We start from the raw sequence: 15,246 nt of genomic DNA, 5'->3' as shown, positions 1-15,246 counted from the left end.
GCGCGATCGTCGGCCGGGAACAGCCCGCGAAACCACGCGACGTCTTTTCAAGTGAAGCTCCCTTAAGGTCTCCCGGCGAAGTCTCGCTCCCGGATACCGGATGCGAGCGGGACACCGATATGACGATCTCACCGAAGGGGGCCGCGCTCGCGGCCTTCGCCGCAGCCCTGGCCTACGGCCTGCTGCCGGCGCTTCTCGGGCTCGACGCGATCCTGGCCCGGGTGCCGGACGACGCGTTCTACTATCTCGTCCTGGCCAAGAACTTCGCCGCGACCGGCCAGTGGACCTTCGACGGCCAGAACGCCGCGACCGGCTTCCACCTGTTGTACGGCTACCTGCTGGCGGGGATCTACGCCCTCGTCCCGAACATCCCGTTCCTGCCGATCTACCTCGTGGTCTGCGGGCTCAACGCCGCGTGCCTCGCCGCCGCGGTCGGCCTGCTGGCCGCCGCCTGCCGCGACACCTACGGAGAGCACGCGAGTCTCGGCGTCCTGATCGTCGCGCTCTCGGCCGGCGGCCTGCACCTCGCCGCCTTCCCGATGGAATCCTGCCTCGTCATCCTGTTCGCGGCTCTGTCGGTGTTCCTCGTCGCCCGGGCCGTGCGCGCGCCTGTTGGCGTGCCCGCCCCCGGTTTCCTCGCTGCCGCCGTCGCGACCGGCCTCGCCGGCGTCCTCGCCCGGTCCGATTACGCCCTGATCCCGTTCGCGCTGCTGTTCGGCGTCGCGGCTCACGCGGCCTGGCACCGCCGCCGGCCGTCCCGGGCGGTGCTGGTGCCTGTCGCGCTCTGCCTGGGCGCGCTGGCGGGTATCGGCCTCGTCACGCTGCACACCTACGGCTTCACCGGCGGCCTCGTGCAGCGCAGCGCCAGCATCAAGCATTTCTGGGCCTCGGTGAGCGGCTACACCCCCCTCCCCGGCATCGCGCGCGTGGTCGAGCTGGTCCAGCCCTACGCCGTGCCGCGCGCGGCCGTTCCCCTGGCGCTGATCGCGGCCGTGCTCTGGCTCGCCCTGCGCCGCCGCCTCGGACGCGTGCTCGACACGCCGCTCGCTCTCGGCTCGGTCGCGATCATCCTCGGCTACGGCGTGGTCTACATGCTGAACGGCGCCGTCCAGTACTGGTACGCGGCGACGTTCTTCGCGGGCGTGGCGGTGCTCTGCGCCGGCCTCGTGGCGGCGCTCCCGATCCGCGGCCCGGCCGCGGTCGCGGCGATCCTCCTGCTCTACGGCGCCTCGGCCGTCCTGCGCTTCGCCAACCCACCCTGGCCCTGGCAGAGCGCGACGATGCAGGCCGGGCTGACGCTGCGCGACCACCCGACGCTCGCCCCCGTCGCCGCCTGGAACGCCGGCGTCGTCGCCTACTTCGCCGGGCGGCCCGTGGTGAACCTCGACGGGCTCGTCAACGACGCGGTGTATCCCGCCGTCGTCTCGGGGCAGCTCGCCGGCTACCTCGACAGGAACGCCATCGCGTACGTCGTGGATTTCCCGACCATGCTCTCGCCCGGCGGCGGCGCCCGCGGCGGCTACGCGGACGGCGCGCTCGCCCGCTGCCTCGTGCCCGAGCGCACGATCGCCCCCGGCCTCGCCTTCGAGGGCACCGCCCTGACCCTGTTCCGGGTCGCGCACCCCTGCGCGCCGGCCGAGGCCGCGCCGCGCCGGCACACCGCCTCCCCCGCCCTCCCCTGATCCCAGCCGGGTCCGGCGCGGCGCGCGCCCGGATTCCGGACAGGGCCAGCCCCGGAGGCCCGGATCGTCCCCGCATGGCACAGGCCGGCCGCGCACGGCGATTGCGCCTCAGCGACCGAGACGGGCCCGGACTGCGGATCCGGTCCCGAAACCGAACAGTGCGAGGCGCGTCCGATGCTCGAGACACTCTATCGGCCCGAAGCCGCCCTCCGCCTCGACGGGGAGGAGGCGAGCACCCTGCTCACCGCCCTGCTCGAGCCCGAGGCGCCGAGCCGCACGGTCGCGAAGGTCCCGCTCGTGGTCGACCTCGACGGGACGCTGATCCGCTCGGACCTGCTGCTCGAGACCTTCTTTGCCGAGATCGGGCGCGATCCCGCCGGCCTGATCGGCCTCGCCCGGGCCGCCCGGGGCGGGAAGCCCGCGATCAAGCACCACCTCGCCGCGGCCGAGATCGATGTGGCGCGCCTGCCCTACGACGACGCCGTGATCGCGCAGATCGCCCTCGCGCGCGCGGCGGACCGGCCGGTCTACCTCGCCTCGGCGAGCAGCGAGGTCCTGGTCGCGAAGGTCGCGGCCCATCTCGGATTGTTCGAGGGCTGGTTCGGCTCCAGCGATCGGCGCAACCTGCACGGGGCCGAGAAGGCCCGGCACCTCGTCGCGCTCTTCGGCGAGAAGGGCTTCGACTACATCGGCAATCACGCGAGCGACCTCGCGGTCTGGCGGCACGCCAACCTCGCCCTCGCCGTCCGCCTCGCGCCCGGGGCGGCCCGCCGGCTCCGGGCGATGGCGCCCGACGCGCGCTTCCTCGACGCCCCGCAGGCCGGCGGCCTCGCGGAGCGGGTCCGGACCTGGGCCAAGCTGCTCCGGGTCCACCAATACGCCAAGAACGTCCTCGTCCTGCTGCCGCTGCTGATGGCGCACCAGTTCGGACTCGGCAGCTTCGGGGCGGCGCTTCTGGCCTTCCTGGCCTTCTCGCTCTGTGCGTCGAGCGTCTACCTCCTCAACGATCTCATCGATCTCGAGGCCGACCGCGCCCATCCGAGCAAGCACAAGAGGGCGCTCGCGAGCGGGCGGGTCTCTCTGGCCGCCGCGATGGTGGTCGCGCCGCTGCTGTTCGTCGCGGCGATGGGGCTCGGCCTCGCGGTGTCGGGGCGCTTCGCCGCCATCCTGCTCGCCTACTTCGCGCTCACCAGCGCCTATTCCCTCTCACTCAAGCGCAAGATGCTGGTCGACGTCGTGACGCTCGCCGCGCTCTACACGGTGCGGGTGGTCGGCGGCGGCGTCGCGGTCGGCGTCGCGGTGTCGAACTGGCTGCTCGCCTTCTCGATGTTCCTGTTCATGTCGCTGGCGCTGATCAAGCGCTACACCGAGCTCGCCTCCCGCCTCGATCGCGGCCTGCCGAGCCCGGCCAACCGGAACTACGAGCTCTCCGACCTCTCGGTGGTCTCCGCGATGGCGGCGGCGGCGGGCTACAACGCGGTGGTGGTGTTCGCGCTCTACCTGTCCTCCGACGCGGTCGCGCAGCTCTACCGCCGGCCCGAGCTGATGTGGTTCGTCTGCCCGGTGATCCTGTACTGGATCTCGCGCACCCTGCTCCTCGCCCACCGGCGCATGATGCACGACGATCCGATCGTCTTCGCCCTGCGCGACCGGATCAGCCTGATGAGCGCCGCCACCGTCGGCGCGCTGGTGCTGGCCGCCATATGAGCGCGCTCGCCCTGTCCCAGCCCGGGCTCTCGCTGGCCCTCCGCTACGTCGGCTTCGCGATCGTCGCGACGCTGGCCAACCTCCTGACGCAGGAGGCCGCGATCCGGCTCGTCCCGGCGGCCCCGCTCGTCCTCTCGGTCGGGCTCGGCACCAGCATGGGCTTCGCGGTCAAGTACCTGCTCGACAAGCATCTGATCTTCCTCGACCGCTCGGAGAGCCGGAGCCAGGAGATGCGCAAGGTCGTGGTCTACGGGCTGTTCAGCGTGGCGACGACGCTGGTCTTCTGGCTGTTCGAGTTCGGCTTCCACGCCCTCTGGGGCAGCGACCGCGCCAAATACGCGGGCGCCGTCATCGGGCTCGCGATCGGATACGGGTGCAAATACGCCCTCGACCGGCGCTTCGTCTTCACGGGGAGCGCGCGATGACCACGCTGTCGGGCTGGGGCCGCTATCCGCGCGCGCAGAGCGACCTCGTCGCGCCCCGCCTGCCGGGCGAGGTCGGGGCGATCCACCGCAGCCGCAGCGGCTTCGTCGCCCGCGGCAACGGCCGTGCCTACGGCGACGCCGCCATCGGCAGCGGCACCACCGTGGCGATGCGCGGCCTCGACCGGATGATCGCGTTCGACGCCGAGACCGGTCTCCTGGAGGTCGAGGCGGGGGTGCTGCTCTCCGAGATCCTCGACGCCTACATGCCGCGCGGCTTCTTTCCCGCGGTGGTGCCGGGCACCCGCCTCGTCACCGTCGGCGGCGCCATCGCGGCGGACGTGCACGGCAAGAACCACCATGTCGACGGCGGCTTCGGCCGGCACGTGGAGCGGCTCCGCCTCGTCCTCGCGGACGGTGCCGTGGTGGAATGCGACCGCGCCACGAACCCGGACCTGTTCGAGGCCACCATCGGCGGGATGGGCCTCACCGGCACCATCCTGCGGGCGACGATCCGCCTGCGCCGGATCGAGACCGGCTGGATGCGGCAGCAGACCGTCGCCGCGCCCGACCTCGACGCGGCGATGGCCGCGCTGGAGGGCGCCCAATCGGCCACCTACGCGGTGGCCTGGATCGACTGCCTCGCCCGCGGCAGCGGCCTCGGGCGCTCGCTCGTCTACCGGGCGGAACACGCCACCGCGGCCGACCTCGCCGCGTTGGGGCCGGACCTGCCGAGGCTGCCCCCGCCCGCGCGCGCCGGCCTCACCGTCCCCTTCGATCTGCCGGGCTTCACGCTCAACCGCGTCAGCAGCGCCGCCTTCAACGCGGTCTATTACCGCCGCGGCCTGGCCGCCTCGGGGGCCGAGCGGCTGACCCCGTGGCAGCCCTACTTCTTTCCCCTCGACGGCGTCGGGGAGTGGAACCGGATCTACGGTCGGCGCGGCTTCCTGCAATATCAATGCGTGATCCCGAAGGCGCGCAGCCGCGCGGCGCTCGGCGCGCTGCTCGATCGGGTCTCGCGGCTCGGCAGCCCGTCCTTCCTGGCGGTCCTGAAGCTGCTCGGCCCCGGCAGCGGGCTGATGTCCTTTCCGGTCGAGGGCTACACCCTGGCCCTCGATCTGCCCGTCACCCCGGCGAACCTCGCGCTGCTCGAGGATCTCGACGCCATCGTGCGGGAGGCGGGCGGTCGGCTCTACCTCGCGAAGGACGCGCGCCAGAGCCGCACGATGCTCGACGCCGGCTACGGCGCGGCGGCCGACAGGTTCCGCGCCCTGCGAACCGAGTTCGGCGCCGCCGGCCGGATCATCTCAGCACAATCCAGGAGGCTTGGCCTATGACCGGAATCCACGCGACCGCGGCCGAACCGCCCTTCACCGTGTTCCGGGACGCGGCGGCCGAACGCCGCGTCTTCGGCGCCGCGCGGCCGGAGGGCGCCGCCATCGCCCGGCAGGCGACCAAGACGCTCCTCCTCCTCGGGGCGACGTCCGATATCGGCCACGCCACGGCCCTGGCCTATGCCCGCGCCGGCTGGGACATCGTGCTGGCCGCCCGCGACACGGAGATGGCCGCCCGCAATGCCGCCGATCTCTCCGCGCGCACCGGCCGCACCGTGCCGGTCCACCGGCTCGATGTCACCGAGAGCGCGGATTTCCTCGACCGCCTGCCGACCCTGCCCGACACGGTGGTGTGCGTCGTCGGCCTGCTCGGCGATCAGGCCCGAGCCGAGACCGATCCGGCCGAGGCGATCGCGATCCTGCGGGTGAACCTCGAAGGACCGATGGTCCTGCTCGGCCAGCTCGCCGAGCGCTTCGCCGCCCGCGGCAGCGGCACGATCGTCGGCGTCTCGTCGGTGGCCGGGGAGCGGGGCCGGGCCTCGAACTACGTCTACGGCGCCGCCAAGGCGGGCTTCACCGCCTTCCTGTCGGGCCTGCGCAACCGGCTGAGCCGGCAGGGCGTGCGCGTCGTCACGGTCAAGCCCGGCTTCGTGCGCACGAAGATGACCGCCGGCATGCGGCTCCCGAATCTGCTGACGGCCGAGCCCGCCGCGGTCGGCGCCGCCATCCATCGGGCCGCCGAGGTCGCGCCGCGGGACGTCGTCTACGTGAAGGCCGCCTGGGGGCCGATCATGATGATCATCCGCGCCATCCCGGAAGCGATCTTCAAGGGCCTGAAGCTGTGAGACCGGGCGGGACCGGGCTCTCGCGCCGCCAGCTCCTCGGCGGCGCGGCGCTCGCGGCCGTGCCGGTCGCAGGACGGTCCGGGGCGGAGGCCGCCGCGGAGGCGCCCTCCCTCGGCGCGCTCGCGGCGCGGCGCGGGCTGCTGTTCGGCGCGGCGATCGACCGGACCGTCCTGACGGACAGGCGTCTCGCCGAGCTCTACCGGCACCAGGCCCGCGTGGTGACCACCGACACGGCCCTCAAGATCGGCTCCATCCGCCCCCGCCCCGAGGTCGCCGACTATTCCGAGGCCGACGCCCTGCTGGCCTTCGCGGCGCGCGCGGGGCTCGCCGTCCGCGGGCACACGCTCGCCTGGAATTCCTGGCAGCCGGACTGGGTCGAGCGGCTCTCGGCACGGGAGGCCGCCTACTGGCTGGAGCGGCACATCGCCGAGACCGTCGGGCGCTACGCCGGACGCCTGCATTCCTGGGACGTCGTCAACGAGCCGCTCTGGGCGGACGACGGCAACCCGGGCGGCCTGCGCGGCGGCCCCTGGTACACCGCACTGGGTGCCGACTACATCCGCCGCAGCTTCGTGGCGGCCCACCGCGCCGACCCGAAGGTCCCCCTCGTGCTCAACGAGGCCGGCCCGGAATGGAAGGTCGGCTTCGTCCCGGGTGCGCGCTACCGGGCCGACCTCCTGCGCCTCGTGGACGACCTCCAGCACGCGGGCATCCGCCTCGACGCCGTCGGGCTCGAATGCCACTGGTTCCCGGATTTCCAGTTCGACCCGGACGCCTTCTCGGGCCTCGTGCGGGCCTTGGCCGAGCGCAAGCTCGACGTCTACCTGACCGAACTCGACGTCAACGACCGCGACTTCCCGGATGACCCCGCCCGGCGCGACGCCCTCGTGGCGGCCCGCTACGCGGACCTGATGCGGGCCGCCCTCGCCGAGCCCGCGATCACGGTCATCGAGACCTGGGAACTCACCGACGGTCAGACCTGGCTGCGGGAGCAGGGCCGCAACCGGGGCCGGCCGCGACCGCTGCTGTTCGACGAAGCGTGTCGTCCGAAAGCCGCCTATCACGCCGTCGCCAAGGCCCTGGCCTGAGTGCCTCCCCGGGCGGGGCAGCTTCGGTGCTCGCGGCCCGCGCGTCCGTCCGCCGGGATCGCGGGCGGCCATGAGGGAAGCGCCCGGAGGATCGCCGCGGGATCAGATCAGCCGGCGGTCGAGGCGGATGACCCGGCAGGGCTCGCCAGCCCGGGCGGCGGGCGCATGCGGCTCGCGGATCAGCAGGGCCTCGGCCTGGCCGAGCACCGCCAGCATCGAGGAATCCTGGCGCGATTCCGGTGTCGCGACCGGCAGGCGGTCGGGGGCGGTGTCGAGGCGCGCCCGCATGTAGTCCTCGCGCCCGTCATTGGCCTCGAGATCGCGCCCGAGCAGCGCCGGCTCGCTGCGATCGGCGCCCGCGGCGGGATCGCCCTGGAGGGCGCGGAGCGCCGGCACCACGAAGAGCAGACCGCAGACGATCGAGGAGACCGGGTTGCCGGGTAGGCCGATCACCAGCATCGCGCCGAGCCGGCCGTGCATCAGCGGCTTGCCGGGGCGCAGCGCCACGCGCCAGAAGCCGAGTTCGAGCCCCTCGCGGGCGAGCGCCGCCTGGACGAGGTCGTGGTCGCCGACCGAGGCGCCGCCCAGCGTGACGAGGAGGTCGGCCCGGGCCTCGCGGGCACGGCGGAACGCGTCCTCCAGGGCGGCGTGGTCGTCGGCGACGATGCCGAGATCGAGGGCCACGCCGCCGGCGGCCTCGACCAGGGCACCGAGCGCCAGGGCGTTCGAGGCGACGATCTGGTCCCAGGCCGGCATCTCGCCCGGCGCCACCAGCTCGTCGCCGGTGGCGAGGATCGCCACGCGCGGCTTGCGGCGCACGCTGAGGCGGGGATGCCCGGCCGCGGCGGCGAGCGCGAGGCGGCGGGCATCGAGGCTCTCCCCGGCCCGGAGCAGCGGGTCGCCCTCGCGGAAGTCGAGCCCGGCACGGCGGATGAAGCGGTTCGGCTCCACCGGCTCCAGCACCCGCACCGTCTCGCCGGCGCGCTCGGCGTTCTCCTGGATCAGGATGGCGTCGGCGCCTTCCGGCACGGGGGCGCCGGTGAAGATCCGCACGCTCTCGCCCGGCCCGATCGCGGCGCGAAAGCCGTGGCCGGCCGCGCTGGTGCCGACGAGGCGGAGTTCGGCCCCCCCGCGCGCGGCATCCGCGGCGCGCACCGCGTAGCCGTCCATCGCCGAGGCCCGGAACGGCGGCTGCGTGCGCAGGGCGGCGACGTCGGCGGCGAGCGTCCGCCCTGCGGCCGCGGCGAGCGGCACCGACTCGGGCGCCAGCGGCTCCGGCACGCTGGCGAGCACGCGCCGCAGCGCCTCGGCAACGGAGATCAAGCCGCTCACGCCTCGGCCCTGTAGGCGCCCGAGCGCCCGCCATCCTTGGCGAGCAGGCGGATGCCCTCGATGCGCATGCCGCGATCGACGGCCTTCACCATGTCGTAGACCGTGAGGCAGGCGACCGAGACGGCGGTGAGCGCCTCCATCTCGACGCCGGTCGGCCCCTGCACCCGCACCTCGGCGGTGAGGCGGAGACCCGGCAGCGCCTCGTCGACCGCACATTCCACCCGTACCTTAGAGAGCAGAAGAGGGTGGCAAAGTGGGATCAATTCATGCGTGCGTTTCGCTGCCATGATGCCGGCGAGCCGCGCCGTGCCGATCACGTCGCCCTTCTTGGCGTCGCCCTCGCGGATCAGCGCCAGGGTCTCGGCGCGCATGACGACGCAGCCCTCGGCGCGGGCGGTGCGGTCGGTGGCGGCCTTGTCGGTGACGTCGACCATGTTGGCCGCGCCGCTGGCGTCGAGATGGGTCAGGCCGCTCATGCCGCTCACCGTCAGGCCTTGGCCGCCTTCTTGCCGGACTTCCCCGGCTTGTCGCCCGACGCCGCCCCGAAGAGCAGCGCCCGCGTCGCGGCGGTGACGTCGGCCTGCCGCATCAGGCTCTCGCCGACCAGCACCGTGTCGAGCCCGTGCGCGCGCAGGCGCTCGACGTCGGCATGGGTCGAGATCCCGCTCTCGGCGACCGCGATGCGGTCCTCCGGGATGCCGGGCCCGAGCCGGATCGCCGTCTCGAACGAGACCTCGAAGGTCTTGAGGTTGCGGTTGTTGATGCCGATCATCGCGGTGCCCAGCGGGATGGCGCGGGCGAGCTCGGCCGCGTCGTGGACCTCGACCAGCACGTCCAGGCCGAGATCGTGCGCGGTCTCCACCAGCGCCTCCGCCTCGTCGTCGTCGAGGCAGGCCATGATGGCCAGGATGCAATCGGCGCCCCAGGCCCGCGCCTCGTAGACCTGGTAGGGCTCGAACAGGAAGTCCTTGCGCAGCACCGGCAGGCCGCAGGCGGCGCGCGCCTGGACGAGGTAGTCCGGCCGGCCCTGGAACGAGGGTTCGTCGGTGAGCACCGAGAGGCAGCTCGCCCCCCCGGCCTCGTAGGCGGCGGCGAGCGTCGCCGGGTCGAAATCGGCGCGGATCAGGCCCTTCGAGGGCGAGGCCTTCTTCACCTCGGCGATGAGCGCGGGCCGGCCGGCACCGATATGGGCGCGGATCGCCTGGGCGAAGCCCCGCGGCGGCTCGGCCTTGGCGACGCGCGCCTCGAGCTTCGAGAGCGGCACGCGCAGCTTCGCCTCGGCGATCTCGCGGCGCTTGTAGGCCTCGATCCGGGCGAGCACGCTCGGGCGCTCGGCCGGCGGCTCGGCCGGGTCCGCGGCGGCCGGGTCCGCGGCGGCGGGCTCGGGGGTGGAGGACATCGGCGCACCTATCCGTTCGAGACCGCGACGAGGCGGGCGAGGGTCGCGCGGGCGGCGCCCGAATCGATCGCATCCTGCGCCCGCCGGACGCCCTCGGCCAGGGCGCCGGCCGCGCCTGCGACGACGAGGGCGGCCCCCGCATTGAGAACCGCGATGTCCCGGTAGGCGTTGCGTGCGCCCGCGAGAACCGCGCCGAGCGCGCGCGCGTTGTGATCCGGGTCGCCGCCGCGCAGGTCATCGAGGCGGTGCAGCGGCAGGCCGACGTCGCGCGGATCGATCGCGAAGCGCGAGATCCGGCCCTCCTCCAGGGCGACCACGGCGGTCGGGCCCGTCACGGTGATCTCGTCGAGCCCGTCCGAGCCGTGCACGGTCCAAACCCGGCGGCTGCCGAGTTCGGCGAGCACCCGCGTCAGCGGCTCGGCCCAGGCCTCCTGCGAGACGCCGAAGAGCTGGTAGGCGACGCCCGCCGGGTTCGAGAGGGGACCCAGCAGGTTGAAGATGGTGCGCACCGGCAGTTCCTGGCGCACCGCCGCCACGTGGCGCATGGCGCCGTGATGGGTCTGGGCGAACATGAAGCACAAGCCGGCTTCCGCGAGGCAGCGGGCGAGCGCGTCCGGCGTCAGCCCTAGCTTGACCCCGAGCGCCGCCAGCACGTCCGCCGCGCCCGAGCGCGAGGTGGCGGCCCGGTTGCCGTGCTTGGCCACCGGCACGCCGCAGGCGGCCGTGAGGATCGCGGCGAGCGTCGAGACGTTGTAGCTGCCCGAATGGTCCCCGCCGGTGCCGACCACGTCGACCGCCCCCGGCACGCCCGCGACCGTGACCATGCGGGCGCGCATCGCCTCGACGGCGCCGACGATCTCCTCGGTCGCCTCGCCCCGGACCTTGAGGGCGATCAGGAAGGCGCCGGCCTGAACCGGCGTGACCTCGCCCGAGAGCAGGTCGTCGAAGGCCGCGCGCGCCTCCGCGCGGTCGAGCGCGCGGCCGGCCGCGACCTTCGCGAGATGGGGCTTGAACGAATCCATTCGCGTGATGCGTGAGCGGGCGGGGCTAGCGTGCCGCCGTCAATGCACGCCGGGGGCGTGCTTGTCACGCTCCGCGTTCCCCGGCCCGCCGGGGACGCGCTCGTCACGCCCCGCGTTCCCCGGCCCGCCGGGGGGGCGCCCCGCACGCTCCGCGTTCCAGGCCGCCGCGATCGCCAGGAAGTTCCGCAGGATCTGGCTGCCGTGGTGAGACAGGATGCTCTCGGGGTGGAACTGCACCCCGTGCACCGGCAGGTCCGCGTGCTCCAGGCCCATGATCAGCCCGTCGGCCTCCGCGGTGACCGTGAGGGCGTCGGGACAGCGGGCGCGGTCGACCACGAGGGAATGGTAGCGCGTGGCGTCGAAGCTGTCGTTGAGGCCGCGGAAGATGCCGCTCGCCCGGTGCCGGATGGTCGAGACCTTGCCGTGCATCGGCGCGGGCGCCCGCACCACGTCGCCCCCGAAGGCCTGCCCGATCGCCTGCAGCCCGAGGCAGACCCCGAAGATGGGGATCTCGCCGGACAGGTCCTTCACCGCGTCGAGGCAGATCCCGGCCTCGTTCGGGGTGCAGGGCCCGGGCGAGAGCACCAGCGCGTCCGGCGCCTTGGCGCGGATCTCCGCCACCGTGATCCGGTCGTTGCGCACCACCTCAATCCCGTCGCAGAGCGGGCCGATCAGGTGGACGAGATTCCACGTGAAGGAATCGTAGTTGTCGATGACGAGGACGTTGGCCATGGCCGGCGCTTTCCGGGATTTCTGGGCCGATGTGGCCGGTGATCGGGCCGGGGTCAACAGGCCGGCATCCGGCTCAGGCCTCGACGGCCGATGCCTGAACGGCATGACAGCCTCCCGTGGTGAACATCTGACGTGAGGTACAGTCGCGGTCTCCGCCATGGACGGTTTGCTGCCGGTTTGCATTTGGGAATCGACGGAGATGAACCCGACGTTCATTCAGGTGGCCAGGCATGCCGGCTTCGCGCCCATCCCGGTTATACAAAGGACCCCCGCCGCTTCTCCGAACCGGCCGCTCAAACAGCTCAGCTTGTCAGCCTGCGTAGCACTACGCCTGGCGTTTCAGTTCTAGCTGACCCGAGGCTCACCTTTCGCCCCGAGCGGTTGGCTTCGTCCTGTCGGAGGTGCGGCAATAACTCTGCTCAGAATAGCTTCGCCTGAACGGGAGCCGGCCCTTTCACCACGGCTGGGTGCAAGATTTCGATTGGCCGGACTAGTTGGGAAGCCCAGATGCCGACCGCCTCGTGAGTGACGTTGAGGCTATCCCGCGCACGGACCACAAGAAATCTGCTCGTGTTCTGACGGTGTGCTGGCGACAGGACCGGCTCATTGAGGGCAGCCTCAATGGCTGGTTTCAAAATGAGCTGCTCACTTGCGTACTCATACATGCCGCCACTCCTCTCGATCAAACCCGCGATTGATCGCACAGGTGCCGGACCGCCGTGCGGCCTAGAGGTTCCGATGTCACGCGCCCTGCTATTCCCTCAAGGCCTAGGCTAACGACACAGCAGACTGTTGCCGGCATCCTCAAACGGTACGCGGCGGCTTGCCGGACTGGATGCAGCGACCTTGGGAGCGCATATCCTGCGCGGGCAGGCTACATCACCATCATCGCCGGGCGCGGGACGGATCGCGCCCGGTCCATGAATCGGAGCGGACAGCGAGACCCGCGCGCGGTCGTTGGCTACATCCGCCGAGCGGACGCCTGCGAGGGGCACTCAGGAAGCGAGTTTCTATAGCAGCCTCAGCTCGCCTTGAGGAACTTCTCCATCGTCGCGCCAAGCCCGGCAGAGTGCGCGGCCAGCTGCTCGGAGATGGTACGCACAGTCTCTGCGAGTTGGCCCGTCGCACTCGCAGCCGCTGATACCCCGGTGATGTTGCTCGACATCTCCTGGGTCGAAGCAGCTTGTTCCTCGACGGCACCAGCCATCGCCAGGGTGAGCTTCGAAAGCTCATCGACGGCAGAGGTGATCATCTCGATGGCTGCCACGGCCTCGCCGGTCGCACCCTGGATCGCTTGAACCTGCTGAGTGATGTCGTCGGTGGCTCTGGCCGTCTGACTGGCCAGCTCCTTCACCTCCGCCGCCACCACGGCGAAGCCCCGACCTGCCTCACCGGCGCGCGCGGCCTCGATGGTGGCATTCAGCGCCAACAGGTTGGTCTGGCTGGCAATGGACTTGATCATGCCGACCACGGTGTCGACCTTACGCGCGTTCTCAGCAAGGTTGCGCACGGTCGCATCCGTCGCCGCAGCCTGGTCGGAGATCTGCTGCGCCCGCTCCGACACGCGGCCGACCTGCCCCGAGATCTCGCGGATCGAGCTCGTCATCTCCTCCGACCCGGCGGCCACCGAGTTCGCGCGCTCACTCGCCTGCTCGGCCGATTGATTGAGCCCCTCGGCGGATTGCTGCATCTCGTTGATGGCGACGCCGAGCGCGCTGACCACTTGGGAGACGTCCGCCGCCAGGGCGATCTGCGCGGTGACCACAGCCCAGGTCAGCATTGGTCCAATGTAGTTGCCCTCCGGATCCTTGATCGCGGACACTTGGAGGTCCAGAGTCTCGGGTCCGACTTTGATCTTCGTGCGATGCGGCAACCGTCGGTCGTCTGCGAGCATATTGCGTTGATGGTGCGGGTTCTTGTGGAACACGTCGAACGAGGAGCCCATCATCTGCGATACCTTGATCGGCAGGTGCTGTTCGATGGAGCCAAGCGTCTTGCGCGAGGTAGAGTTCAGATAGTTGATCTTGAACTCGTTTTTTGGATCGGCTGTCATCACGGCGACGGGCATCTCGTCGATCATCGTGAGCAGGCGGCTGGTCTCATTCTTCTTGGCCGTGATGTCCGCGGCGAATTTGACGACCTTCGCGGGTTTGCCATCGGCGCCGAGAACAGGGTTGTAGGTCGCCTCTAACCAGACGTGACGCTTGGACTTGTCCAGACGCATGAACTCGCCGGACATATAGTCTCCGCCGCGCAGCTTGGTCCAGAAGGCCGCATATTCGGCGCTCGCTGCGGCGGCTTCCTCGATGAAGATGCGATGGTGCCTGCCTCTGAGTTCATCGAGTGTGTAGCCGACAACGGCCAAAAAATTCGGGTTCGCATGCAGGATGGTGCCCTCCAGCGAGAACTCGATGATTGCGAGCGAGCGATCCAAAGCGTTGAGCTTGGCTTGCGCTTCGTTGTAGGAGATTTTTCGGAACATGGTCGTTGCCCTGCGATAGACAAACCATCATCCGTATAATAAGCTTAAATGTTTCTAAATACAGGCAATGACTTCCATCTGTAGCCTGGCATGAATAACGCCATTTAATGTCAAAGAATGAGGTTTGTCACGGGCCTGCGTTACGAGGGGCCGACTCCCTTAAACCTATGCTAATCTTCGAAATTCGGCTCCGAACGCGAATCGATCCCAGAAGCGGGTTGCCTGAAAACCGCGCTTCGACGCGCGGGCAAAGAACGATAATCTAGCATTGCGCTATTCTGGTGCGATTCCAGTAGACGTCGAGCTTTAAGGCAATAGGCCCTGGATAGGCCTTAAGCTAATGGATGCCGATCATAGGCTACATACACGCCCTACCCACGTGCACTCTCGCCGGTTGCAACCTGCAGCGCTTGGCGATGCAACTTAAGGAAGCGCACGAAGCTGGTGTGGATCTCAGCTCACGTATGCCGCAGATACATGCATTGCCGTGACATTCCTGAGTTTCGCCCAAAAGCACGCGAAGTTTCTGAAAAGATCATGACGTTCCGAATCTAGGTAAATCTCTTCGATTCTGCGGCCAACAAGGTGGTTCTTTAGCTGACCAACTCTGTGAAACGGTTTTACGATCTTACAATTAAGTGCTCCTGCCTGCAGCAAGAGCGCTATGTCCTGCAACGGTCGTAGGAACATGGCGCTCGCCTTGTTGCTGGTCTTCCCCATCGGCTGCAACGCGATGCGTCCCGCGGCAGCCGCCGGCATCACGACCTGAGAGTGCCACGGAGCGACCTCCGCACAGCGCCCAAGCGGACCGCGGGACGGTGAATGATCGTGGCCTTAGGGGGCCGTTCTGCGGCGCATCCTCGGGCTTGGCCTGATAATCACGGGCGTCGCGCTGGTGGCTCTGCCCTGATCGCTGAGATCGTGAGGATCGACTCGTCCGACATCCGTCGGCGTGCAGCTTCCTGGGTGCTACCGCGCCCCATTGCGGCTCGGCCCTCGGCGTGGGGCACCCCATCCCTAAGCGAGTCGCATGGGAAGGTCCGCTTCAGAGCATCTGCGGTGATGCCAGTCGCGTCCGAGTGGGGTCGAAACCGGACGTCGTCGATGGGTACCAAGCGTCAGATATTGACCACGGCTGAAACCGCGAAGCGCCGCCCGCGCCGAATCTGCGGTGAGACGCCGCGCATCCGGGCGGCCTGCG

The 15,246-nt window shown here is 70.4% G+C and carries 13 protein-coding genes; 7 read left to right on the top strand and 6 right to left on the bottom strand.

Going from position 1 to position 15,246, the window contains the following annotated elements:
• Positions 1–119 precede the first annotated feature (119 nt).
• The 6 genes from ACS5RC_RS07830 (at position 120) to ACS5RC_RS07805 (ending at position 7,078) form a co-directional block, all read left to right on the top strand.
• Positions 120–1,682 (top strand): hypothetical protein, encoded by a 1,563-nt coding sequence (locus tag ACS5RC_RS07830; RefSeq protein ID WP_478343258.1) that lies wholly within the window; start codon positions 120–122, stop codon positions 1,680–1,682.
• 174 nt (positions 1,683–1,856) lie between these two features.
• Positions 1,857–3,389 (top strand): UbiA family prenyltransferase, encoded by a 1,533-nt coding sequence (locus tag ACS5RC_RS07825; RefSeq protein ID WP_478343257.1) that lies wholly within the window; start codon positions 1,857–1,859, stop codon positions 3,387–3,389.
• Positions 3,386–3,814 carry a GtrA family protein gene (locus ACS5RC_RS07820; protein ID WP_478343256.1) on the top strand — a complete coding sequence of 143 codons (429 nt, stop codon included), beginning with the start codon at positions 3,386–3,388 and terminating at the stop codon, positions 3,812–3,814. The genes ACS5RC_RS07825 and ACS5RC_RS07820 overlap by 4 nt, the downstream gene beginning before the upstream one ends.
• Positions 3,811–5,148 carry an FAD-binding oxidoreductase gene (locus ACS5RC_RS07815; RefSeq protein ID WP_478343255.1) on the top strand — a complete coding sequence of 446 codons (1,338 nt, stop codon included), beginning with the start codon at positions 3,811–3,813 and terminating at the stop codon, positions 5,146–5,148. Before ACS5RC_RS07820 ends, ACS5RC_RS07815 begins: the two co-directional genes overlap by 4 nt.
• Positions 5,145–5,990 carry an SDR family oxidoreductase gene (locus ACS5RC_RS07810; RefSeq protein WP_478343254.1) on the top strand — a complete coding sequence of 282 codons (846 nt, stop codon included), beginning with the start codon at positions 5,145–5,147 and terminating at the stop codon, positions 5,988–5,990. Before ACS5RC_RS07815 ends, ACS5RC_RS07810 begins: the two co-directional genes overlap by 4 nt.
• Positions 5,987–7,078 carry an endo-1,4-beta-xylanase gene (locus ACS5RC_RS07805; protein WP_478343253.1) on the top strand — a complete coding sequence of 364 codons (1,092 nt, stop codon included), beginning with the start codon at positions 5,987–5,989 and terminating at the stop codon, positions 7,076–7,078. The genes ACS5RC_RS07810 and ACS5RC_RS07805 overlap by 4 nt, the downstream gene beginning before the upstream one ends.
• A gap of 102 nt (positions 7,079–7,180) precedes the next feature.
• Here ACS5RC_RS07805 and ACS5RC_RS07800 read toward each other — a convergent pair whose 3' ends face one another.
• From ACS5RC_RS07800 to ACS5RC_RS07780, 5 genes are read right to left on the bottom strand one after another with little or no spacing between them, the layout of a single operon-like run.
• On the bottom strand, positions 7,181–8,410 hold the full coding sequence (locus ACS5RC_RS07800; protein WP_478343252.1) for a molybdopterin molybdotransferase MoeA: 1,230 nt from the start codon (positions 8,408–8,410) through the stop codon (positions 7,181–7,183).
• A complete protein-coding gene (gene moaC, locus ACS5RC_RS07795; RefSeq protein WP_478343251.1) occupies positions 8,407–8,886 on the bottom strand; it encodes a cyclic pyranopterin monophosphate synthase MoaC in 480 nt (159 codons plus the stop codon). The genes ACS5RC_RS07800 and moaC overlap by 4 nt, the downstream gene beginning before the upstream one ends.
• Positions 8,887–8,897: 11 nt before the next feature.
• Positions 8,898–9,809 (bottom strand): indole-3-glycerol phosphate synthase TrpC, encoded by a 912-nt coding sequence (gene trpC / locus ACS5RC_RS07790; RefSeq protein WP_478343250.1) that lies wholly within the window; start codon positions 9,807–9,809, stop codon positions 8,898–8,900.
• Between the two features lie 8 nt (positions 9,810–9,817).
• Entirely contained in the window at positions 9,818–10,831 is a 1,014-nt protein-coding gene (trpD, locus tag ACS5RC_RS07785; RefSeq protein WP_478343249.1) for an anthranilate phosphoribosyltransferase, read from the bottom strand.
• A gap of 39 nt (positions 10,832–10,870) precedes the next feature.
• Entirely contained in the window at positions 10,871–11,563 is a 693-nt protein-coding gene (locus ACS5RC_RS07780) for an anthranilate synthase component II (protein WP_478343248.1), read from the bottom strand.
• Between the two features lie 521 nt (positions 11,564–12,084).
• On the opposite strand from ACS5RC_RS07780, the gene ACS5RC_RS07775 reads away from it, so the two are divergent.
• Positions 12,085–12,261 carry a DUF6508 domain-containing protein gene (locus ACS5RC_RS07775; protein ID WP_478343247.1) on the top strand — a complete coding sequence of 59 codons (177 nt, stop codon included), beginning with the start codon at positions 12,085–12,087 and terminating at the stop codon, positions 12,259–12,261.
• Between the two features lie 323 nt (positions 12,262–12,584).
• On the opposite strand, the gene ACS5RC_RS07770 is transcribed toward ACS5RC_RS07775, so the two are convergent.
• Positions 12,585–14,045, bottom strand: a complete 1,461-nt coding sequence (locus ACS5RC_RS07770; RefSeq protein WP_478343246.1) for a methyl-accepting chemotaxis protein — start codon at positions 14,043–14,045, stop codon at positions 12,585–12,587.
• Between the last annotated feature and the right edge of the window lie 1,201 nt (positions 14,046–15,246).

It is taken from the genome of Methylobacterium sp. HJ2 (assembly GCF_056431005.1).
Note: the sequence above shows the minus strand (reverse complement) of the source record. Positions and strands in the feature narration are given on the sequence as shown.

What these genes read in the sequence shown, in the direction of transcription:
- ACS5RC_RS07830 (WP_478343258.1), top strand. Translation starts at nt 120, where the DNA reads ATGACGATCTCACCGAAGGGGGCCGCGCTCGCGGCCTTCGCCGCAGCC.
- ACS5RC_RS07825 (WP_478343257.1), top strand. Translation starts at nt 1,857, where the DNA reads ATGCTCGAGACACTCTATCGGCCCGAAGCCGCCCTCCGCCTCGACGGG.
- ACS5RC_RS07820 (WP_478343256.1), top strand. Translation starts at nt 3,386, where the DNA reads ATGAGCGCGCTCGCCCTGTCCCAGCCCGGGCTCTCGCTGGCCCTCCGC.
- ACS5RC_RS07815 (WP_478343255.1), top strand. Translation starts at nt 3,811, where the DNA reads ATGACCACGCTGTCGGGCTGGGGCCGCTATCCGCGCGCGCAGAGCGAC.
- ACS5RC_RS07810 (WP_478343254.1), top strand. Translation starts at nt 5,145, where the DNA reads ATGACCGGAATCCACGCGACCGCGGCCGAACCGCCCTTCACCGTGTTC.
- moaC (WP_478343251.1), bottom strand. Translation starts at nt 8,886, where the DNA reads ATGAGCGGCCTGACCCATCTCGACGCCAGCGGCGCGGCCAACATGGTC.
- trpC (WP_478343250.1), bottom strand. Translation starts at nt 9,809, where the DNA reads ATGTCCTCCACCCCCGAGCCCGCCGCCGCGGACCCGGCCGCCGCGGAC.
- trpD (WP_478343249.1), bottom strand. Translation starts at nt 10,831, where the DNA reads ATGGATTCGTTCAAGCCCCATCTCGCGAAGGTCGCGGCCGGCCGCGCG.
- ACS5RC_RS07780 (WP_478343248.1), bottom strand. Translation starts at nt 11,563, where the DNA reads ATGGCCAACGTCCTCGTCATCGACAACTACGATTCCTTCACGTGGAAT.
- ACS5RC_RS07770 (WP_478343246.1), bottom strand. Translation starts at nt 14,045, where the DNA reads ATGTTCCGAAAAATCTCCTACAACGAAGCGCAAGCCAAGCTCAACGCT.